17 protein-coding genes are annotated in these 21,630 nt (G+C 43.4%); 10 read left to right on the top strand and 7 right to left on the bottom strand.

The window, feature by feature from the left end:
• Positions 1 to 151 precede the first annotated feature (151 nt).
• Together serC and KHN79_RS05985 are read right to left on the bottom strand one after the other, a co-directional pair.
• The gene (gene serC / locus KHN79_RS05990) at positions 152 to 1,255 is read right to left on the bottom strand and encodes a 3-phosphoserine/phosphohydroxythreonine transaminase (RefSeq protein WP_182008018.1); all 1,104 of its coding nucleotides are present in this window, start codon (positions 1,253 to 1,255) and stop codon (positions 152 to 154) included.
• A gap of 242 nt (positions 1,256 to 1,497) precedes the next feature.
• Positions 1,498 to 2,745, bottom strand: a complete 1,248-nt coding sequence (locus KHN79_RS05985; protein WP_211907273.1) for a DUF945 family protein — start codon at positions 2,743 to 2,745, stop codon at positions 1,498 to 1,500.
• A 204-nt stretch (positions 2,746 to 2,949) separates the two neighbouring features.
• Here KHN79_RS05985 and KHN79_RS05980 point away from each other — a divergent pair, with 204 nt between their 5' ends.
• The 3 genes from KHN79_RS05980 (at position 2,950) to KHN79_RS05970 (ending at position 6,132) form a co-directional block, all read left to right on the top strand.
• Entirely contained in the window at positions 2,950 to 4,890 is a 1,941-nt protein-coding gene (locus tag KHN79_RS05980; protein WP_182008020.1) for an ATP-binding protein, read from the top strand.
• Positions 4,887 to 5,384, top strand: a complete 498-nt coding sequence (locus tag KHN79_RS05975) for a response regulator (RefSeq protein WP_182008021.1) — start codon at positions 4,887 to 4,889, stop codon at positions 5,382 to 5,384. The genes KHN79_RS05980 and KHN79_RS05975 overlap by 4 nt, the downstream gene beginning before the upstream one ends.
• Before the next feature lie 202 nt (positions 5,385 to 5,586).
• Positions 5,587 to 6,132, top strand: a complete 546-nt coding sequence (locus tag KHN79_RS05970) for a hypothetical protein (RefSeq protein ID WP_182008022.1) — start codon at positions 5,587 to 5,589, stop codon at positions 6,130 to 6,132.
• Positions 6,133 to 6,490: 358 nt separating this feature from the next.
• Here KHN79_RS05970 and KHN79_RS05965 read toward each other — a convergent pair whose 3' ends face one another.
• Positions 6,491 to 7,078 carry a TfoX/Sxy family DNA transformation protein gene (locus tag KHN79_RS05965; protein WP_182008023.1) on the bottom strand — a complete coding sequence of 196 codons (588 nt, stop codon included), beginning with the start codon at positions 7,076 to 7,078 and terminating at the stop codon, positions 6,491 to 6,493.
• Between the two features lie 371 nt (positions 7,079 to 7,449).
• On the opposite strand from KHN79_RS05965, the gene KHN79_RS05960 reads away from it, so the two are divergent.
• From KHN79_RS05960 to KHN79_RS05940, 5 genes are all read left to right on the top strand, one after another.
• Positions 7,450 to 8,370 (top strand): HDOD domain-containing protein, encoded by a 921-nt coding sequence (locus KHN79_RS05960; RefSeq protein WP_182008024.1) that lies wholly within the window; start codon positions 7,450 to 7,452, stop codon positions 8,368 to 8,370.
• Positions 8,371 to 8,492: 122 nt separating this feature from the next.
• Positions 8,493 to 9,398, top strand: a complete 906-nt coding sequence (locus KHN79_RS05955) for a lysine exporter LysO family protein (protein WP_182008025.1) — start codon at positions 8,493 to 8,495, stop codon at positions 9,396 to 9,398.
• A 209-nt stretch (positions 9,399 to 9,607) separates the two neighbouring features.
• Positions 9,608 to 10,120: a hypothetical protein gene (locus tag KHN79_RS05950; RefSeq protein WP_182008026.1), complete on the top strand. Its 513-nt coding sequence runs from the start codon at positions 9,608 to 9,610 to the stop codon at positions 10,118 to 10,120.
• A 217-nt stretch (positions 10,121 to 10,337) separates the two neighbouring features.
• A complete protein-coding gene (panP, locus tag KHN79_RS05945; protein WP_182008027.1) occupies positions 10,338 to 11,984 on the top strand; it encodes a pyridoxal-dependent aspartate 1-decarboxylase PanP in 1,647 nt (548 codons plus the stop codon).
• A 310-nt stretch (positions 11,985 to 12,294) separates the two neighbouring features.
• Positions 12,295 to 13,149: a MurR/RpiR family transcriptional regulator gene (locus KHN79_RS05940; RefSeq protein ID WP_182008028.1), complete on the top strand. Its 855-nt coding sequence runs from the start codon at positions 12,295 to 12,297 to the stop codon at positions 13,147 to 13,149.
• Between the two features lie 79 nt (positions 13,150 to 13,228).
• On the opposite strand, the gene KHN79_RS05935 is transcribed toward KHN79_RS05940, so the two are convergent.
• Entirely contained in the window at positions 13,229 to 14,467 is a 1,239-nt protein-coding gene (locus KHN79_RS05935) for an iron-containing alcohol dehydrogenase (protein WP_182008029.1), read from the bottom strand.
• Positions 14,468 to 14,762: 295 nt separating this feature from the next.
• On the opposite strand from KHN79_RS05935, the gene KHN79_RS05930 reads away from it, so the two are divergent.
• Both KHN79_RS05930 and KHN79_RS05925 read left to right on the top strand, forming a co-directional pair.
• Complete coding sequence (locus tag KHN79_RS05930; RefSeq protein ID WP_182008030.1) at positions 14,763 to 15,032, top strand: GrxA family glutaredoxin; 270 nt, start codon at positions 14,763 to 14,765, stop codon at positions 15,030 to 15,032.
• 175 nt (positions 15,033 to 15,207) lie between these two features.
• Positions 15,208 to 16,890 carry an aspartate:alanine antiporter gene (locus KHN79_RS05925; RefSeq protein ID WP_182008031.1) on the top strand — a complete coding sequence of 561 codons (1,683 nt, stop codon included), beginning with the start codon at positions 15,208 to 15,210 and terminating at the stop codon, positions 16,888 to 16,890.
• A 90-nt stretch (positions 16,891 to 16,980) separates the two neighbouring features.
• Here the strand turns inward: KHN79_RS05925 and fabV are convergent, their stop codons facing one another.
• The 3 genes from fabV to KHN79_RS05910 form a co-directional block, all read right to left on the bottom strand.
• Positions 16,981 to 18,183: an enoyl-ACP reductase FabV gene (gene fabV / locus KHN79_RS05920; RefSeq protein WP_182008032.1), complete on the bottom strand. Its 1,203-nt coding sequence runs from the start codon at positions 18,181 to 18,183 to the stop codon at positions 16,981 to 16,983.
• A 176-nt stretch (positions 18,184 to 18,359) separates the two neighbouring features.
• Positions 18,360 to 20,642: an acyl-CoA dehydrogenase gene (locus tag KHN79_RS05915; protein ID WP_182008033.1), complete on the bottom strand. Its 2,283-nt coding sequence runs from the start codon at positions 20,640 to 20,642 to the stop codon at positions 18,360 to 18,362.
• An 81-nt stretch (positions 20,643 to 20,723) separates the two neighbouring features.
• On the bottom strand, positions 20,724 to 21,350 hold the full coding sequence (locus KHN79_RS05910; RefSeq protein ID WP_182008034.1) for a TetR/AcrR family transcriptional regulator: 627 nt from the start codon (positions 21,348 to 21,350) through the stop codon (positions 20,724 to 20,726).
• Positions 21,351 to 21,630: the final 280 nt, after the last annotated feature.

Genomic DNA, 21,630 nt, shown 5'->3' with positions numbered 1-21,630 from the left:
TGACACAGTTTCTACAGACAGTAGGTTTACTTCTAAGCATTTAATAGTAAGGCACATTTGAAGTATAAATTAGCATTGGCCATTATGCACAAATGCGCATAAAAAAGCGCCGCAATTGCGGCGCTTAAATAGAGATGAAAGTTTACGTTAATTATGCGTATTTTCTCTCAAATTCTTTCATAAAGTCGACAAGCGCCTGAACACCTTCTAATGGCATTGCGTTGTAGATAGACGCACGCATACCACCTACAGCACGGTGGCCTTTAAGAGACTTAAGACCTCTCGCATCAGCGAGTTCTAAAAAGGTACCATCGAGTTCTGGTTTCGCAAGTTGGAACGGTATGTTCATTAGAGAACGGTTTTCTGGGTGGATACCATTACGGTAAAAAGCAGATTGATCAATGAAATCGTATAATAACTTAGCTTTTTCACGATTCACTTTTTCAATACTCTTTACACCACCTTCCGCTTTTAGCCATTTGAAAACAAGGCCAGAAAGATACCAGGCAAAAGTCGGTGGAGTGTTAAACATGGACTCTTTTTCAGCTAGAACTGTGTAATCTAAAACACTCGGTAAAACCTGCTTTGCCATACCCAATAGATCGTCGCGAACAATAGCAATCGCGATTCCTGATGGACCAATATTTTTCTGAGCACCTGCGTAAATAACGCCATACTTAGAAACATCGATCTCACGCGACAAAATGGTAGACGACATATCCGCTACAATCGGCTTGTCGGTCTCTGGCAGATCATTGATTTCGATACCGTCGATTGTTTCGTTCGGACAGAAGTGAACATATGCCGCGTCTGGTGCTATTTTCCATTCACTGGCAGGCAGTACTGCCGTTTTGCCATCAATTTCCGTTTTCGCATCAAAAACATCTGGTTGACAATATTTTTTCGCTTCTGCAACTGCGCTCTCAGCCCAGTAACCGCCATCAATATAGGTCGCAGTTTCAGCATCGCCTAAAAGGTTTAGCGGAACAGCAGCAAACTGTGCACGCGCACCGCCTTGGCAAAAGAGTACTTTGTAGTTATCTGGGATGTTCAAAAGGTCACGTAGGTCTTGCTCAGCTTCTTCAGCAACTTTGATGAACTCTTTGCTTCGGTGACTGATTTCCATCACTGAAGTACCAAGGCCTTGCCAGTCCAATAGTTCTTTTTGTGCTTGTTGCATAACCGCTTTTGGCAGACCTGCTGGTCCTGCGCTGAAGTTAAATACGTTGTCCGTATTTTGTTCCATGATGCTCATCGCTCCTGCTATGTAAATATGTCGAAATTAATGTACTCAAATAATCTCGAGATGCGTGGTTCAGAGAGATGTTCTTGGTTATCAACACAGCCTCATTTGTCAGGCTCTGGCCCATGAACAACGTTCTGATCCCTTCATCTTGATATATGTTGGGTATATCACGTTTTAACAACGATAAAAACAAGAAAAGAGGTCTTATGACCTCTTTTTAAACTGAAAATGCTAAATAATCTCAGCTTGGGCTAATTTTGCATAAGCGCTGGCATCAATAAAGCCATTAACGGGAACTCATGGCCGTTCTCAAACTTTAATTTTCCATCATCAATTTGCGCTTTAAGTCGGTATCCGCCTTCAACTTTTTCAATCAATTCCATAATGATAAGCTCATCAATACCCTCTTGTATGAAAGGATAATGTTCAACTAATTCATCGGAAAAGTATGTACTTAATTGACCGTTTGTTGCGGTCATCAGCTTCATCGGATCCTGGGTTATCTTGTCTGTTCCTTGCGGTACAGATAACTGCCATTCATTGTGAAACTTACCTTCGCCAAACGCGAGTGACAACTCATTGACTGACAGGCTAAAACCCTTGCTAAACAGGGTATCGATATGCGGTAGCAAGTCTGCTATATCCTGATCGCTTAACGTTGAGGCGCTTTGGTAAATCGACATAATCTGATCAAACGACTGACTATCTACATCTGCAATGGAGAAATCTAATTTAAAACTATCAACGTCCGTTCCATCTGTCAGGCGCATTTTTTGTGCATCAATATTAAACTGACTATTCAGCTTTTCACCTGATTCATCAGCAGCAGTATTTCCGCTGTAGTTGGCGTTTTCGATTAAAAATAAAGGAGTCGTAGTTGAGTCAACCACATCCAGTTTCTCTAAAGAAAATACCTGCTCACCAAGCCAATACCCTTTAACTTGCTTTCCTTTCCCCTGCCCCTTTAATCCATTCAAATGCAATTCCTCGCCATTGACGAAGTCCACCTGAACAGAAGGAATGGAAACTTGATAATTGAGGTCGCCTAAAACAGTAACATCACCAGTGACTTGAGCAGGACTTGAGGATAGAGAAAGACCTTCAGCCTCATTCCGATAATGCCAACTATCCAGATCCAACGTAAACGCGGTGTTACCATTGAGCTGAGTTTTGCTGTGCATAGTGAGTGGCAGGAAGTCATTATCTACAAACTTCGAATCTGCGGTTAAACTAGTCAGGCCGTGGCTTACATCACTGGTTACTTCAAAGTGAGTCGGCATTCCATCTTGAGTAAGCAGCGCCTTAAGCTCAGGGTCTACGACCGTATATCGAGTTAGCACTACAGAAGAAAGATAACCACGTTGGTAATCAACCACCTCTCCTTTGACCATCGTATCGCTCATATTAGCAATGCCGTCTTCAATAATGGATTGACCAATTTGACCAACCGCAAGCGGCCAACAAAGTGCTAATGAAATTGCACCACCAATGGCGCCGATTTTTTTTTAGATCTTGCATAACGTCACTAATAAAGAATTTGCACTCAGTCTAACCCAAAGCGTGGATGGATAAAACATTGAGATAAATCAGGTATTGTTGCGTATTCAGGATTAGTCATCAGGAATCATACTCAGCTCGCACTCACCGCTCAATTTTATTGATAAAGTGTAGCTGGCCAAGTTTCAACCGGAGCTCAAACACTCGTGAATCGTTACGCTGTATTGTGTCTCGACAATAATCCGATTAGTGCTGAACAATTCAGATTGGAGCTGTCTGCTTTCTCAGGAAAATTTGATATTTTTTCTGTTGAATCAATAGAAGAAGCACAGAGTGCACTTACCTATCTCGAGCAGAAAGATCAGTCAGTTGCGTTAGTCATCGCCAGTCATCATGCTCAGTTCAACGGCGTGGAATTTCTGATCAGCCTCGACAAAAAGCCACTCACAGAGCGCGCCCGGAAAATTCTTATTAGTTGCTCTTCAGATATCGACGCCATTCTTACCGCAGTTAATGAAGGTCGATTAGATCACTGCCTGACGAAACCACTTCCAGATAAAGTACTGTTCAACACCGTCCAAAAAGAGCTCACTCAGTTTATATTGCGTAATGGTAACGAAGATTTACTCAGCTATAGCCAGGTATTAGATCAGCACAAATTACTCCGGGCACATATCGAAAACCAGATGCAAAAATATCAAGCGGGGTTTCTCCATGATTATCACTCTTTGTCAGATAATGAACTCGCAGAACAAGTCATTAGTGGCCTACAACTGTTTTTTAAGGACAGAGATGATATCCATGCCTGTCGAACCTATTCGCCAGAGCACTTGCTGACAGTTGAAGGCGAACCAAACAACTTTCTGTGGTTTATCACCGGTGGCGAAGTGGCACTATACAAGAGAGATGACCAGGGAGCCCAACGCGAGGTAGTACGCTATACCAAAGGCAATATTGTTGGCAGTATGTCATTTGTCACCGGCGAAAACTCGTTCTCCACTGCTTTGACGTTAACAAAAACCGAAGTGATCAAGCTCGATCGCACGGTGTTTCAAAAAGTTATGCAGAATGATTCAAATCTCTTACCCCTGTTCACTAACCTATTACTCCGTCATTTTAATCGCCGACTGCAGCGGAGTATTAATACTAAGCTGAAACTACAAAAAACTTTAGAGTCTTTAGAATCAGCTCACCAACAACTGATCGAAAGGGAAAAAATGGCCATGCTCGGCCAACTCGTTGCCGGGGTTGCCCACGAGCTAAACAACCCTGTTGCCGCTATTTTAAGAGGGGTAGAAAACCTCACTCATACTCTTGAAGGTTTGCTTACCCAAATCCCTACCCCAGATGCACAAGCTAAAGGAGTACAACTCCTGACTCAAGCACAAAACTCAAAGCCCGAGTCGACCTCTGAATTACGGACGCGGGCAAGAGAACTCAGTAAAATCCTACCTGATCGTGCATTAGCGAAGAAAGTCGTTAATCTCGGGTTAGAAGCGGATCATCAGTTAGTAAATCAGTTAGCAAAGAGAAAAGATAATGCATCCGACGTACTTGGTTCGTTGGAGCAATACCATAAAGCCGGTGCAACTCTTCGTTCTATTAACGTGTGTGCAGCCCGAATTGCCGATATGGTAAAAAGTCTCAAGGGGTATGCTCGTTCTGATGATGAGAGTTTGCATTACTCCGATATCCACGAAGGAATTGAAGACACGCTGGTAATCTTCGAAAACAAACTGAAGCTTCATCAAGTTTCGACCGATTATGCCAAGTTACCACAAATGCTTTGTCAGCCTATCGCGCTGCAACAGGTCTGGACCAACCTGGTATCAAACGCCATAGATGCATTCCCGGAAAAAGGAGTATTAAAAATCCAGACCAGGATTCAAGAGAAAGATAACAAAAGCTATGCTGTTATATCATTCGAAGATAATGGATGCGGTATTCCGGAAACGCAAAAAGAAGCTATTTTCGAACTCAATTTTACCACTAAAAAAGTCGGCAACTTTGGCTTAGGTATTGGACTTTCAATCTGCCAGCAGATAGTTAACGCCCATAAAGGATGGATTGAAGTTGACTCAGAAGTTAACAAATACACTCGTATGACCGTCTGGTTACCAGTCATCGAAGAAGGAGATAAATTATGACCAAGTATCTGATTTTATGCGTCGATGACGAAAGAGAAGTCTTAGACAGTGTATTGCAAGACCTATCGCCTTTCGAAGAACACTTCATTCTTGAAGGCGCTGAGTCTGTAACGGAAGCTCGACAGGTTATTGAAGATATGGCAGATGAAGAAATTAAGCTCGCATTGATTTTATGTGACCACATCATGCCAGAACAAACCGGTATCAGCTTTTTGATCGAACTAAGTCAAGATGCCGAAACAAGAGGCGCACGGAAAGTGTTACTGACAGGTCAGGCAGGCTTAGAAGACACCGTGGAAGCCATCAACCATGACAGTTTAGATTATTACATTGCTAAACCGTGGAAAGGTGATGAACTAAGGCAAGCTATTACCGCTCAGCTCACCTCTTTCGTGATTGAACATGATGATGACTTGTTATCCTGGACAACAGTCCTGGACTCCGAAGCTATTCTGAATGCCATGGCGGAGCGAAGAGCAAGTTTTGGCGAGTAGTTTACGCTTGTAGCATTGTATTTCTTAGTGTCTTATGGCTCATTTTTTGCTTAAACCTCAAAACAATTAAGTTAATTGACAAAATATCGACACATTATATTGGTCGTTGGCCATTCTTTTTATTATGATGTCGGGCAAATTCGAATACGGTTCAAGTGCTTGCTTGAACCCATGGAAAAATAAACAAGGTTTATCGTTAGTTATGCGTAAGACACTATTAGCCACAGCCCTTTTGTTCGCATCAAGCCATGCTCTAGCTGCAAACGGCAATGCACCTGCAACTATGAGTAACTTTAGCTACGACTATTTCGAAGCTCGCATCGGCGCAAGCCCTGTGACATTTGGTGCTGGTGCAAGTAAATCAATTCACCCAAATGCGCACGTCCTGGCTCGTATTGATTCTGAGTTCGATGGCGACTTTGATTCTGCAGTAGGTTTTGGTTTCCACTCACCACTTAACAACTGGGCAGATCTAACTGGTGAAATGCTAATGCGTGTTGTCCAACCGACAAATTCAAGTAGCACAGATCTTGGTATGGAGCTGAATTTAGGCGTTCGTCAGTGGTTAGGCCCTCAGCTAGAAGTAGGTGGTAAAGTAGGCTACGTTTCTATTGACGACGACGATGATTGGATGGGCTCTGCTTATGCTCGCTTCCACTCAACAGAACTATTTTCTCTTGGCGCAGAAGCGCGTATCAACGACTTCTACGGTGATCAGGTGATGTTCACTACACGCTTTAAGTTCTGATAAGCGTAGAGTTAAATAAAGTAAACGTAAAAAACCGAGGCAATTGCCTCGGTTTTTTTATACCTATGCCAATAATTTAATTATCAGAAAATTGCACAGGAAAAATCGTTTAGTGCAAGGCAGAATTTGAAGTAACTAGTAGTTCTAATTATAAAAATTCTAACGTAGCAATAAGCGATTTTAACCAGCAAGAATGATGAGATAATTACTGGAATTGGTATGATTTCAAGTATTGTAATGACTAACTCAAATGAAGCGGCTAAAAGCATCAACTTCCATTTTCCGCTTTCAACACTTACTTTTGTGACTCGCTAACTTCATAACGACGAGTCAGTCATCATTGCATGAACTATGACCTCTATTCACACAGTGACAGTAACTGTTGTTTACGCGGTTCCTGGATGAGTTTCCAGTGAATACCATCAATAGCACCAGCAAACTTCCACAACAACTTAACATCAACGTCATTGCCATATGCTTGCTTCACTTTATTGAAAACCTCAACAGGGCCAAGTTCCAAAAACGCCTCCACGTCTTCAACACCGGCTTTCTTCACCATACGCTCAAGCGTAAGTTGCATGTTAGGTAGGTCTCTCAGCCGTCTGCTCGCCGAAGATTTTTGGTATTTTCTTTCCTTAATTGAGTAGTCTATTGACTTTTGTAACAGCTCATCAAGACCCGAAAAACCGGATTCGAACAGATCAGTCACATCATAATAGTTAACTGTTGCTGTCGTCTGTTTCTTGACGTGCTTATATTTTTCACAATTGAGTTGTATTAACTCTTCATCTAAACCATTACCACCGCGCAAATAACAACTATCGTTACTTACTAGCGCAAACATGGCGTCATCACAAAATAAACCGATGCCGCCAAACATGGAGCGTTTCTGATATTGACTAAAATTGCGTACGTATTTAAAAAAAGCTTGGTCTGTCATGTCCATTGACCTCTTTAATCTGAATAAATTACCCCGATTAGCGATGTCACCAGATGAACAGCAGCTTATAGCGAATTATAAAATGTCGAATTGTTGGCGATATATTTGTGAGTTGTGTTCACCAACTTGCTTAATCATACTTAACAATGAAAAATAAGTTAGGACTTCAGTCACAATTTCAGAAAGGTCAATTTACTCATACGTGATTGATTTCACAGTTACCTCTCGTTCGCGGTAGTTTTTTGACACCCCACTCTTCAGTAAACAACGAATAACAATGATCTGCTTGGCATTTGCGTATTATCCATAAGCATTTGATTGATAATACGCACAATCTAAAGGTACACTGTACGAAAGAAATTAAGTACAACGTCGCAATGGAACATCTATCATTTTATTGGCTACCAAATAACAAAGATAAGCTTTTAGAAGCACTTGAGTCAGAATTCGCGCAACTGGTGGAGCAGTCTATCGCTCTTGGAAAAATATCCCTTCCTCCAATACCAGATGTCGTGCTCAAAATTCAGCAGTTATCGCAGGAAGAAAATACCACTATCGCCGATGTGGCAAATTGCCTGTTGGAAGATCCCGGGTTAGCAGCGGTTGTGGTTCGAGTTGCCAACTCAGTAATTTTCAATCGTCGGAATATCACCTGTAATGATTTAACAACCGCAGTCTCTCGTTTAGGCATTCTGCGTGTACGTGATATTGTTACCGCTCAAGCAATCGAACAACTTAAGCATTCTCTTAACTTAACCAAAGAATGTAGTGGGATTATGGTGAAAAGCGCAGCTGTATCGCGTGAGCTTGGTGCCGCTATGGTTTTAATTACACAAGAATTCCGTAAGCATGATGCCCTTGCCTACGGCCACTTAGAACAAGAAAAAGCCTTGTTGGTTGGCCTGCTCGCGGACATCGGTTTGTTCTGCCTGATAAACGAATACAACCTGTATCTGGATAGAGGAAATTACCTTGACCCAGAGCTAGCACTGCAAATATTCCAGACCCGTTGCTCCGAGACAAGCAAACTGGTTCTCGAACGATGGGGATTTGACAACGATTTTCGTGAAGTTTCCTCTAACCAAAAATATCAGGAGACCCGTCCTGATGTCAGTTACTTGGATATAGCCAGAATTGCAAATCACTTATTGATGTTCCGCAATCAAGATGAGCGCATTGACGAACACGAAGTAGAGTTCAACGTAGTCGGCGCAGAAGTTCTATATGACCTGAGCAATATGAGTGACGCAGACTTCCGCAATGAAATGAGTGTAGTGTTAAGTGCTAGTGGCATGTAAACCCGTTACTCAATAAACCTTACTAAGTAAACGTTATTCGCGATAGATGAATCACTCAAGGTTGAGTGATGCTAGTCTTTGGCTTGTCCTAGTCTTATCTCATAAAGGAATCATGGAGTTTTATGTTTTCAGGGATGCTATTCATTTTTGCCCCATTAGTTGTCGGGTATCTAATTCCTATTTCTCGCGCTTCGGTGCTTGAGAGAATTAACCAATCTACATCACACCTTATTTATGTCATTTTGTCGCTAATGGGCCTAAGCCTTGCGGCTTTAGATAACCTGAGTAGTAACTTACAAAACATATTACTTTATGCGAGTACATTCTTTGTATGCCTGAGCGTATGTAACTTACTTGCTCTGCCAATAGTGGATAAAATTATCCCCCTTAAGACTGATAACACCCACACTAAGTTACCCTTATCATCCATGGCGTTAGAGTCTGCCAAGCTGATTGTTGTTGTTGGTGGCGGTTTACTGGCGGGGCTTATTTTGCCTATCGATTTATCTTGGGTTGATTCCGCGAGTGAATGGATACTTTTTCTTCTATTGTTCTTCATTGGTATCCAGCTGCGAAACAGCGGTCTGACACTGAGACAAATTTTATTGAACAAACAAGGCATGGCCATTGCTGCTGTCATCGTTGTAACTTGTATGGTCGGTGGTGTTATCGCGTCTTTTATTTTAGATCTTCCGCTCTATCAAGCACTGGCAATGGCGTCCGGATTTGGCTGGTATTCTTTAGCGGGTATTTTGATGGGCGACGCATTTGGTCCAGTATTTGGTGGCGCCTCATTCCTGATAGAACTTATGCGAGAATTAGTGGCCCTAGTAGCTATCCCCCTATTCATTCGCCATTATCCATGTTCCGCTATTGGTTACGCCGGGGCAACAGCAATGGACTTTACTTTGCCGGTCATTCAAACAACCGGAGGAGTACGCTGTGTACCCGTCGCTATTGTTAGTGGCTTTATTTTAAGTCTTCTAGTTCCGGTTATGATGCTTTTCTTTGTATCACTTGCTAGCTAGATCTCAGGTTTTATCTTTAACATCCATTACAATACGGCAAAAATTTAAAAACCTAGTTAACGTAGAAATGGTCGTTATAATATCGGTCTCTTAGCTCTCTTTTTATTTACAGCCCAATGATTCATTTGAATTCGATGAGATCTAAGAGTTATGCATCATATATTGCATGTTCACGTTAACTAAAGGTTTAACCACCAGAAGGAAGAAGTATGAAACGCTTTGTCGTTGCCGCGATCCTCGCGACGAGCTCAACTTTTACGTTTGCCGCAGATCAACAATGTCTGGCTAACAAATACGATGGCTATGTCGACGCTTCGCTACAATGGTATCAAGATCTCGTTGATTTGACCGTTACTCAATACCCTGACCTGGATGACGTTAGCCAATGGTTCCTAGATGGCCGTAAACACCATTTTGAGCTTAACCGAGAAGCCGTTCACTATTTTCTAAAGCACGATCCGAGTCGGGTTGCGACTGAGTTACCAGTTGAAGCATGGCTAAAGCTTGAGCAACACGACGTAAAACAGCTTGCAAGCCGCAGTGACAAACTGGGCGAAGCAGCACAGAAAACATTTACTGACCGCCAGTCTACAAACCACGAGAAAAACTACGAGCTTCGCTCTGCGTTTGCAGATTTGCTAAGCCACCCTCAAAAAATTGACTCTGCTCTTAATAAGTACAACCAGTCGATCGAGAAACTAGAAAAGCAGAAATGTAATTAAAACCCTATAACCCCAGAGCAGAAAGTGAACCAAGCTGCAAGACGCGATTCACTGCTAGAATAACCTGATAATGTTCAAGCTGTAATCTGGGGTTACTAAATGACTGCATTTCCATTTCTTCAACATGGCCTTTCATAATTAAAACGGGACTTTAAATCCGTTTTGGTTTAGATTGTGCCGCTCGCATTACCTAAATAATTACAAATGATTCTTTGCCATGGTTAAGGAACAAAAAACTGCTGACGTCAGCTTTGAAAGCTTGTTGAGGATCTTCACTATTCCAGAAGGTCCGGACTCGACGTTGACAAAAATTGACGAAAGTCTCTCTCGCAACTTGAACCAATTTCTTCGTGAGCACATCGTGGCAGAAGAAAAGCCTTTACGTGAAATCGAGAAAGACTTTTCTTCTGCTCAGATTCCCGAGCAACCTTCGTTTGTGTCGGACCACACCGAACACCTGCTCGATACCTTAGTATCGCACTCGGTTCATACATCTGCTCCAAGTTTTATTGGTCATATGACATCCGCACTGCCGTACTTTCTGATGCCTCTGTCGAAGATCATGATCGCTCTAAATCAGAATCTGGTTAAGATCGAAACCTCAAAAGCGTTTACACCACTAGAGCGTCAAGTTCTGGGCATGCTGCATCGTTTAATCTATGGCCAGTCAGAGTCGTTCTATAACCAGTGGATGCACAGCGCCAATCACTCCCTGGGTGCGTTTTGCTCCGGTGGTACCATCGCAAACATCACTGCTCTTTGGGTTGCACGGAACAAAGCGTTAAAAGCTAACGGCGAGTTTAAAGGCGTAGAAAAAGAAGGCCTCTTCAAAGCCATGAAGCATTATGGTTACGAGGGTTTGGCAATTCTGGTTTCTGAGCGCGGTCATTACTCGCTCAAAAAAGCTGCAGATGTACTCGGATTGGGTCAAGAAGGTTTGGTCGCTGTCAAAACCGACTCTAAAAACCGCATCATTGTCGACGATCTGAAAGCAAAAATCAGCGAGTTGAAAACACAGAACATCAAACCGATAGCTGTAGTTGGCGTCGCGGGTACGACAGAAACTGGTAACGTAGATCCTCTGGCTTCTATTGCTAAAGTTTGCCAGGAGCAAGACTGTCATTTTCACGTCGACGCCGCTTGGGGTGGTGCGACTTTAATGTCAAATCATCATCGCCACCTGCTAGACGGCATTGAGTTGGCGGATTCTGTCACTATTGATGCGCACAAACAGCTTTACATCCCAATGGGCGCCGGCATGGTGCTGTTCAAAGACCCTGATGCGATGAGATCGGTTGAACACCATGCGCAATACATTTTACGTAAGGGTTCTAAAGACTTAGGCAGTCATACCCTGGAAGGTTCTCGCTCTGGCATGGCGATGCTCGTGTATGCGGCTATGCACATCATTAGTCGACCGGGTTACGAGCTTTTAATTGATCAGAGTATTGAGAAAGCACGCTACTTCGCTGATTTAATTCAAAAACAAGAAGATTTTGAGCTGGTTTCAGAGCCAGAGCTTTGTCTGCTCACCTATCGCTACTTACCAGCAGACATCCGTAAAGCGCTAGAGAAAGCGCAAGGCGCTCAGAAAGAAAAGCTGAACGAGTTAATCAACCAGTTAACTCAGTTTATTCAGAAACGTCAACGAGAAACAGGTAAGTCCTTTGTTTCCCGTACCACTCTGAATCCGGTACAGTGGCAGCGCATGAGCACGATTGTCTTCCGTGTTGTTCTTGCAAACCCGTTAACCACCACAGACATATTTGATTCCGTACTGAATGAGCAAAGAGAAATTGCTCAGCAAGCACCAAGTTTGACCACAAAAATTCAGGAAATGGTTTCTGATATTCTGGCATCCTGACGAAAAGTTCGAGTTACATTGACTTGAAAATTTCTTTCTTTTTAATGTAACTCAATAATCATTATCGCTAAGGTATTGCAACAAACCTTCATTTCCACATTCATTTCTGTAGTTTTCAGAAAATTTTGTTTGAGGTTTGTCAAATTCTTATTAATTATTAACCGTTATTGGTTTAGTCGAGTTAAAGATCAGGTTTATACTGAATCTATGGCGCTGGTAGCTTTCGTTAACGAGCATATTACCGTAAATCCTGTGTGTTTCTATGCGTTAACAGAGCCAGCGAGTTGTTCTCTATACCCTCGTGAACACTATGAATACATTAGAAAAAATCCAAAAGAACCTGGAGAATTTCAGTAAGTCTGAGCGCAAAGTTGCAGAAGTAATTATGGCGTCTCCACAAACTGCAATTCATTCAAGCATTGCCACGTTAGCTAAAATGGCTGACGTAAGTGAGCCCACTGTAAACCGCTTTTGTCGCCGCCTGGATACTAAAGGTTTTCCAGATTTTAAACTTCACTTGGCACAGAGCCTTGCTAACGGAACACCATATGTAAACCGCAACGTAGAAGAAGACGATGGTCCTGATGCTTATACGCACAAAATCTTCGAATCTACGATGGCTTGCCTGGATGTTGCCAAAAATAGTCTTGATGCGATGCAAATCAATCGTGCAGTAGATTTGCTTACTCAGGCGAAGCGTATTTCTTTCTTCGGACTAGGCGCTTCATCTGCCGTAGCTCGCGACGCTCAAAACAAGTTTATTCGCTTTAATATTCCTATTACTTGCTTTGAAGATATCGTCATGCAACGCATGAGCTGCATAAATTGCAGTGACAATGACGTCATCGTTCTTATCTCTCATACTGGCCGCACGAAGAGCCAAGTAGAGATTGCGAATCTAGCTCGTGAAAATGGTGCAACCGTTATCGCAATAACGGCGAAAGACTCTCCATTAGAAAGAGCAAGTTCATTAGCAATTACGTTGGACATTCCTGAAGATACCGACGTTTACATGCCAATGGCAAGTCGTGTTGTTCAGATGACTGTTATCGATGTTCTGGCAACGGGCTTCACACTTCGTCGCGGTACAGGTTTCCGCGAGAACCTGAAGCGAGTAAAAGATGCGCTGAAAGACAGTCGTTACGACAAGCTTAGCCAATACTAATTGTCTATATCGATAAAGAAAGGGGAGCTACATGCTCCCCTTTCTTTCTTCATACCGTTATTTTCATTTTAACTATCGTTTATTCATTAACGCTCGATAGATCATTTCTCGATCCTAACACCTCAACAGTGCTAACTTTCGGCACCAGTTCTGTTTCGCAATCACTTCGACAATCACATACTTGTTTAAGAATATAGATCAGACGCTCCTGATTGAGAGGTAATGGATTCCCTTTTATCGCCATAGATTTAAGTGCATCTTTCGCAACCTGCTCAAATGAAGTCTGACATACGCCGAACTTACCTAAAGACGGTAATTCTAGCTTGTCTAACACCATACTTACCCATAAAACGCCATCGTGCTCATTTGCATTTGTACGATTCGTTACTATTTGGGCAATCTTTCTGTAACGATCGACCACATCTGCCCTGCCCGCTTTTTTCGCAGCGTTGATATTTTCCTGCATCACGTGAGGAGCCAGACGTGCCGTTATCACACTATGAGGTGCATCCAACTTTCCGCCCAGTGCGGAGGCCAGTCCATGGGCAGCACCCAATTTCGCGTTGGTGATCGCCATACCACCAAGCAAAGCTGCAAAAGACAAGTCCGAGCGCGCGCTATAGTTATCCTCTTTGCATCCGGCTACAACCGACTGGCTTAGACGGCGCAACCCTTCTTCACAAACCATATCAGTCAGTGGATTAGGAGCCCCGCAAACGTAGGCCTCCATCAAATGTGTGAAAGCATCCATCGCACCTCGGCCCGATGTATACTGGTCCGTACCATAAGTTAATGTCGGATCGACAATGGCGACGTCTGCCAACATCTCAGGGCTTCTTAGGCTGACTTTTACCTTATCCTGCCCGGACTTTAGCACGGCATTTCTAGTCACTTCTGAACCAGTGCTTGCCGTGGTTGGAATTGCAATAAAAGTGAGAGGCTTAGCCTTTAACGGGACATTGCGACCGACCACTTCAACGTAGTCATAGACATTCCCTTGATTGGGGATGATGGCCGCTAGCGCTTTACCCATATCGAGAACGCTCCCTCCGCCAATCGCAACTACCATATCTGGTTTAAACTTTCGGCCAATAACGGCTGTTTCCTCCACCATGGTAATATTTGGCTCACCGTCAATTGCGACATGCTGATAACGCATGTTTTGTGCTTTCAAGTAGTTCAGTATTGGTATAGCTCTTTGTCTGTCTTTGCCAGTCACCAACAGAACACTGTAGCCAAACTGATTAATAACGGTGAGTGAATCCCGTAGTGCACCCTCGCCGAATATAATCCTGGTTGCAGTCATGAACTGAAACATACACTTCCTCCCCGAACGATAACTTCTAGTAGAGTGCTATGGTTTGCAGTAAAAAAAGTTGACCTATTCCACCTTGCCATCAATATCCACATAAAAAATAAGTTTTTATGCGTCACTTCACAGCACTAATTCAAGAACATTTTTTGCTCGATAGATTTTACCTATATAACTAAGAGGGAATTGTTACTTTATTTCCTCAAAGGGATCGGGCATAGTTAGCCAAGTAAAAGAGAGCCACTTAAGCAATGCGTTTTTGTCTGCTTTCACTCAGAATAGATTTAGGAGAAATTAAAATATGTTCGTTGTTATCTTCGGTCGCCCAGCATGTCCTTACTGTGTTCGTGCAAAAGAGCATGCAGAAACGCTTAAAGCAAAACGTGATGACTTTAACTACCGCTATGTTGATATTCACGCTGAAGGCATTTCAAAAGCAGACCTAGAGAAAACAGTAGGTAAGCCAGTTGCAACCGTTCCTCAAATCTTTATCGACCAAGAGCACATTGGTGGTTGTGATGATTTTGAAGCTTACGCGAAAGAGCACTTAGGTCTATTTGACGCAGCGTAATATAACCAGATTTTCTAAAAAGCCGCTTCTAGCGGCTTTTTTGTTATTTATCAGACTGTTACTTCCCTAAGATAGCTAATGAAAAAAGATAAAAAATTTCACTTATCTTTTTGCTATATTTAGTTACAATCTCCGTCTATAACCTATCTTGGCACCCACTTTACCGAGCCACACAGTGAACATAGACGTCGTATATCTTCTCGAACAGAACCCAATTCTTCTCATCTTCGTCGTATTAGCCATCGGCCTTACCTTTGGAAAAATCCGTTTTGGAACGTTGCAACTCGGGAATTCCATCGGTGTTCTGATTACTTCCCTCATCATGGGCCACTTGGGCTTCTCATTTAATGCCGAAGCGCTAACTATCGGCTTTATGCTGTTTATCTACTGTGTTGGTATTGAGGCTGGACCTAACTTTTTTGGTATCTTCTTCAGAGACGGAAAACACTACTTCGTTTTAAGCATGACGGTACTTGTTTCGGCAGTAAGCTTAACTTATGGCCTTAGCCACTACTTTGGCCTCGAATATGGGCTATCCGCAGGTATGATGGCTGGGGCACTGACAGCAACGCCAGTACTTGTAGGTGCGCAAGATGCTCTTAATTCCGGACTTGCATCAGTACCGCGTAATATGGACTTTTCTCTGGTATTAGAAAATCTATCCGTAGGTTATGCGATGGCTTATCTGATTGGTTTAATCAGCATGATCATGTTTGCCAAATTATTACCAAAACTGCAAAAGCAGAACCTTTCCGACTCAGCGCAACAAATCGCTCAGGAACGTGGACTTGGCAACTCCGGGCAAAGAAAAGTCTACCTTCCGATCATCCGTGCATATCGCGTAGGTTCTGAACTGATTGACTGGACAGACGGAAAAAACTTACGCGAGTTAGGTATCTATCGTCAAACCGGTTGCTACATTGAGCGAATCCGCCGTAATGGTATTCTCGCACACCCTGATGGTGATGCCATCTTACAAGAGGGCGACGAGATTGCACTTGTCGGCTTCCCTGATAGCCATGCTCGATTAGACTCAAGTTTCCGTAACGGTAAAGAAGTATTTGATCGAAACTTACTCGACTTGCGCATTGTGGAAGAAGAAATTGTTGTAAAAAGTGATGCCATTGCTGGTAAGCGTCTATCTGATCTTAACTTATCAGAGTTTGGTTGTTTCCTTAACCGTGTGGTTCGAGCCCAAATTGAAATGCCAATGGACTTAGACATTGTGCTAGCCAAAGGTGATGTACTTCAGGTCAGTGGTGAAAAGAGTCGTGTGCACGGACTTGCTGAAAAAATCGGTTTTATCTCGATTCACAGTCAAATGGCAGACTTGCTCGCATTCTGTAGCTTCTTTATTCTTGGCATTATGTTTGGTTTGGTCACCATGACATTTGGCCAGGTTTCATTTAGCTTAGGTAATGCCGTAGGCCTGTTACTCTCCGGTATCACATTGGGCTTCTTACGAGCGAACCACCCTACTTTCGGTTACGTACCACAAGGGGCACTGAACATGGTGAAGGATCTCGGTTTAATGTTCTTTATGGCCGGTATCGGATTGAGCGCCGGTGGCAAAATGTTTGAACATTTAACCCAAGTAGGCCCGAAAGTCATCGGCTTAGCATTTATTGTCAGTGTGGTTCCAGTGGTTCTGGCATATTTGGTCGGTGCCTATTTACTTAAGATGAACCGCGCTTTGCTTTTTGGTGCAATCATCGGTGCACGTACCTGTGCCCCTGCAATGGATGTGGTGAACGACTACGCTAAATCGACGATTCCCGCACTGGGCTACGCAGGTACATACGCAATAGCAAATATTTTGATGACCCTAGCAGGTACAATTCTCATTATATTAAGTTGATTCGGGTACTCCCCCGCCCGCCCTAAAAATACAAAAAAGGCGCTCATTAAGCGCCTTTTTTACTAAGTAAGATTTAACCAATCAATAGCATTAGATTTGAATGAAATCTGCTTCTACAGCCGGGTTAACATCTGCTTCGTAATCCACACCGTCAACACCAAAGCCGAACAGCTTCAAGAACTCTTCTTTGTACTCAACGTAGTCAGTTAGCTCTTTAAGGTTTTCAGTTGTAATTTGCGGCCATAGTTCACGACAGTGTTGCTGAATGTCGTCACGCAATTCCCAGTCGTCCAGACGCAGACGGTTCATGTCATCGACTTCTGCCGCAGAACCATCTTCTTTATAAAGACGCTGGCTGAACATTCGGTAGATCTGTTCCATACAGCCTTCATGCACGCCTTCTTCACGCATTTTCTTGAATACCATTGCAATGTACAGCGGCATTACAGGAATCGCAGAGCTCGCCTGAGTTACAACAGATTTAAGTACCGCAACGTTAGCGCTGCCGCCAGTCGCAGATAGCTTATCGTTAAGTGCTGTTGCTGCGCGGTCTAGGTCCATTTTCGCTTTACCTAGCGCACCATCCCAGTAGATTGGCCATGTTAGCTCAGTACCAATGTAGCTGTAAGCAACGGTCTTACAACCTTCAGCCAGAACGCCCGCTTCAGATAGAGCATTGATCCAAAGTTCCCAGTCTTCACCGCCCATTACGGTTACTGTGTCTTTGATCTCTTCTTCTGTTGCAGGTTCAACACTTGCTTCGATGATCACATCTTTATTGGTATCAACCGCTGTAGACGTGTAAGTCTCACCGATTGGTTTAAGTGCTGAACGAACCAGTTCACCTGTCTCAGGCATTTTACGCACAGGAGAAGCCAGTGAGTAAACCACCATATCAACCTGACCAAGGTCTTCTTTGATCAGTTCAATGGTTTTTTCTTTTGCTTCGTTTGAGAAAGCATCGCCGTTTAGGCTCTTCGCGTACAGACCTTCTTCACGAGCCAGCTTCTCGAATGCCGCTGCATTGTAGAAACCCGCTGTACCTGGCTTTTTCTCAGTACCTTCTTTTTCAAAGAAAACACCGATAGTTGATGCACCGCCACCAAATGCCGCAGCGATACGAGAAGATAGACCGTAGCCACTTGATGCACCCACAACAAGAACGCGTTTTGGCGCGTTTTTAATTGGGCCTTGCGCTTTAGTGTAAGCGATTTGTTCTTTTACGTTAGCTTCACAACCAACAGGGTGCGTTGTAGTACAGATAAATCCACGAATTCTAGGTTTGATGATCATATTCAACTTCCTTTAAAAAACTTTGTAAGGATAAAAGTTTCGCTCCGAGTTCGCATCTAATTTCTGTCAAAATGCTCCTAAAATGCAAGTGGTTGGAGCACTCCGTTATCAATTTTTGTTCAACAAACAAAAAAGCACCTCAAAGAGGTGCTTTCATCGATAACTTTATTCGCTGATTAAGCGGCTGACGTCAGATGTGACTTTTTTGGCGCATCAGTGCGCAGCTCCGAAAAGTCATGACTGAAATGGTCAACCTGAATCGCTTTGTAACGCAGTTTATCCGCAGCTTTAATCTTATCGATTTCTTCTTGCGTCAGTACGCCAGCGTCAAATGCTTGCTGTAAGCGTTCATCCAGAAGACCTTTACGTGCAACTTTACCATCTTTCACTGCTTTAATAAGCTTGCGCTCTAGAGGCTTGATGTCGTACATCGCTAAGAACGCGTTTTCCATCAGACCGATGTTGTCATTTTCTGCTTTGCCGATGTAACACAAGTGAGTCAAACGGTCACGTTGTGCACCTGGAGTCATCATAGCCTCTGCAATGTTCACACTCAGTTCGTCACTAGGTTTGTTGAAGTGATTACCTAACGGGAACAGAAGCCCTTTCAGCACGCCGCCAACATATTTCACCGGGAAGTTCGTGTACGCTTCGTTCAGTGATTTAGCTGCATTATACAAACAGTGCTGTACTGCGTAGTGAACGAAATCCAGATCGCCTTGTTGACGTCCTTCATCTTCGTACTTCTTAAGTGCTGCTGATGCCATGTACAAGAAGCTCAGGCCATCGCCAAGACGAGCAGAGATCATCTCTTTACGTTTCAGGTCACCGCCCAATGTCAGCATCGCGAAATCTGCGCTCACAGCTAGTGCTCGGCTAAGACGTTTAATGTCTTTGTAGTATTTCTGCGTCGGACCGCTCATTTCTGCTTTAACAAAACGAGAACCAGTTAATGCAGCGCCGAGGGCACCAAATGTATTACCCATTGCGTGTTTGATGTGTTTGAACAGCAGTTCATCAAACTCTTTCGCACCTTGCTCAGTATCCGGATTTGCCGCAGCTTCCATTTCTTTTAGTACATATGGATGACAGCGAGTAGCACCCTGACCAAAGATCATCAGGTTACGAGTCAGAATGTTTGCACCTTCAACCGTAATCGCAACCGGAATACCTACATAGTGTTTCGCCAGGTAGTTCATTGGGCCATCCTGGATAGCGCGACCTGCGTGAATATCAAATGAGTCATTCAGAAGCGTACGGGCGATTTCTGTCATGTGGTATTTTGCGATTGCCGTAACGATGCCAGGTTTCTCTTTCATATCAAGTGACGTCGTTGTCAGCGTTCGAGTCGCTTCTAGAAGGTAAGTCAAACCACCAATACGACCCATCGCTTCTGCGACACCTTCGAACTTACCGATAGACATACCGAACTGTTTACGAACGTAAGCATAAGCACCGGTTGTTCTTGTTGTAAGGCTACCAATGGCCGCACCTAGTGCAGGCAACGAGATACCACGCCCGGCTGAAAGACATTCAACCAACATACGCCAGCCTTTACCTGCATAATCAGAACCACCGATCAGCCAATCCATTGGGATGAAGACATCTTCACCACGCGTTGGACCATTCATAAATGCTGAACCTAGCGGGTCGTGACGCTCACCGATCTCAACACCTTCATGGTCAGCAGGAATCAGCGCACAAGTAATACCGACATCTTTCTTATCACCAAGCAGGCCTTCTGGATCCTGAAGTTTAAATGCAAGGCCAAGTACCGTCGCAACTGGTGCTAGAGTAATGTAGCGCTTATTCCAGCTAAGGCGAACACCAAGTACTTCTTTTCCTTCGTGCTTACCGTAACAAACTACGCCCTGGTCCGGAATACCACCTGCATCTGAGCCCGCTTCAGGACCAGTAAGTGCAAAACACGGAATATCCGTACCATCAGCAAGACGTGGTAACCAGTAGTCTTTTTGCTCCTGTGTTCCGTAGTGAGAAAGAAGCTCACCAGGGCCTAGAGAGTTCGGTACCATGACCGATACTGCAGTACTGATGCTTCTGGTCGCGATAGTCGAGACAATTGTAGAGTTAGCCAGAGACGAAAATTCGCGACCACCGTACTCTTTAGAAATAATCAGAGAGAAGAACTTCTCTTTACGTAAAAACTCCCATACCTCCGCAGGTAAATCACGGTCCTCTTTTACGATCTTTTGATCGTCAAGCATTTCAAGAAGCGTTGCGAGCTCATTATCCATAAATGATTGCTCTTCCGCTGTCAGGGTCGGAGTCGGATACTGGTGTAACGTTTTAAAATTTGGTTTGCCGGAAAATAGCTCTGCATCCCACCACACGCTCCCCGCTTCCATCGCTTCTTTCTCAGTGCTGGACAACGGAGGGAGTACTTTTTTAAACATCTTAAATGCAGGGTCACTAATCCATTTTCTTCGTAGAGAGCTCATTGTTCAGATCCTTTTGTTCACGTCACCGCTTACGGCATAATTTTATTATTGGTTTAACTAAAAGCTTACTTGCTTGACCTATTACTTCACTGACATACCTGCAGACAAGTAAGGAATTAATGAATCGACTATGGACTTAACATCCACTTCTTTTTCGAATTTACTTTCTGCAAGCTCAAACAAAGCTTGGCTGGACGCCATCGTGAATACGCAAGTTCCCAGGGTGAAGTGCAGACGCCAAAACAGCTGTTCTTCCGTTAGGTCTGGGTTCGCTTTCATGATCGAGTCAGTAAACAGTTTCAATACTTCATTGTAACGAGTGGTAATAAACCAGCGTAAGTGGCCTTGCACATCCGTGTAACCCCGGCCTACCAAAAGCATAAACAAAGCGGTGCCGTTAGGACGTACATCATTTAGGCCACGCAATGGTAAGCGCAGCGATTCAAACACTTCTTCCATTGTGTAGTTTTCACGGGTATTCAGCTCTATCAGAGAGGCTTTGATACTTGGCATAAGTGCTTCTAAGTATCTGTCTAAAACTGCCCTGACGAGCGTTTTTTTGTCTCCAAAGTGGTAATTTACCGATGCAAGGTTTACATTCGCTCTGCCGGTTATGGTTCTCAGTGACGTATCATTGAACCCATGCTCCGCAAATAACCCTTCTGCGACATCGAGTATTTTTTCTTTTGTTGAAGTTCTCGGGGCCATTTTTATTTCAATCACTCGTATTAAACAACTGTTTGAAATATACATCCGAACAGGTGAGTTAACAAATGATTAACATCACATTTTCAAAAATTATTCTTTTAGCGAAAACACTCAACGTTTTAATGGACTGAATTTCCAATAATTGTAGCCAAAGCCAGAAACCGATTCAGAAAGGGAAATAATTTAATTTCTGTTAAACGATGGGCAGCTATGCTAACCACCTGACTTTCCTATCGAAAAAGCTAACAGGTTAAGAAGTATCAGCTGGAACAAAATTTTT

Source organism: Vibrio sp. B1FLJ16, from assembly GCF_905175385.1.
Taxonomy (GTDB): Bacteria; Pseudomonadota; Gammaproteobacteria; order Enterobacterales; family Vibrionaceae; genus Vibrio.
This window is presented reverse-complemented; position numbering and strand designations above follow the sequence as displayed.

Coding starts and splice junctions, on each gene's coding strand:
- serC (WP_182008018.1), bottom strand. CDS start 1,255: ATGAGCATCATGGAACAAAATACGGACAACGTATTTAACTTCAGCGCA.
- KHN79_RS05975 (WP_182008021.1), top strand. CDS start 4,887: ATGACCAAGTATCTGATTTTATGCGTCGATGACGAAAGAGAAGTCTTA.
- KHN79_RS05970 (WP_182008022.1), top strand. CDS start 5,587: ATGCGTAAGACACTATTAGCCACAGCCCTTTTGTTCGCATCAAGCCAT.
- KHN79_RS05965 (WP_182008023.1), bottom strand. CDS start 7,078: ATGGACATGACAGACCAAGCTTTTTTTAAATACGTACGCAATTTTAGT.
- KHN79_RS05960 (WP_182008024.1), top strand. CDS start 7,450: ATGGAACATCTATCATTTTATTGGCTACCAAATAACAAAGATAAGCTT.
- KHN79_RS05955 (WP_182008025.1), top strand. CDS start 8,493: ATGTTTTCAGGGATGCTATTCATTTTTGCCCCATTAGTTGTCGGGTAT.
- KHN79_RS05950 (WP_182008026.1), top strand. CDS start 9,608: ATGAAACGCTTTGTCGTTGCCGCGATCCTCGCGACGAGCTCAACTTTT.
- panP (WP_182008027.1), top strand. CDS start 10,338: ATGGTTAAGGAACAAAAAACTGCTGACGTCAGCTTTGAAAGCTTGTTG.
- KHN79_RS05940 (WP_182008028.1), top strand. CDS start 12,295: ATGAATACATTAGAAAAAATCCAAAAGAACCTGGAGAATTTCAGTAAG.
- KHN79_RS05935 (WP_182008029.1), bottom strand. CDS start 14,467: ATGTTTCAGTTCATGACTGCAACCAGGATTATATTCGGCGAGGGTGCA.
- KHN79_RS05930 (WP_182008030.1), top strand. CDS start 14,763: ATGTTCGTTGTTATCTTCGGTCGCCCAGCATGTCCTTACTGTGTTCGT.
- fabV (WP_182008032.1), bottom strand. CDS start 18,183: ATGATCATCAAACCTAGAATTCGTGGATTTATCTGTACTACAACGCAC.
- KHN79_RS05915 (WP_182008033.1), bottom strand. CDS start 20,642: ATGAGCTCTCTACGAAGAAAATGGATTAGTGACCCTGCATTTAAGATG.
- KHN79_RS05910 (WP_182008034.1), bottom strand. CDS start 21,350: ATGGCCCCGAGAACTTCAACAAAAGAAAAAATACTCGATGTCGCAGAA.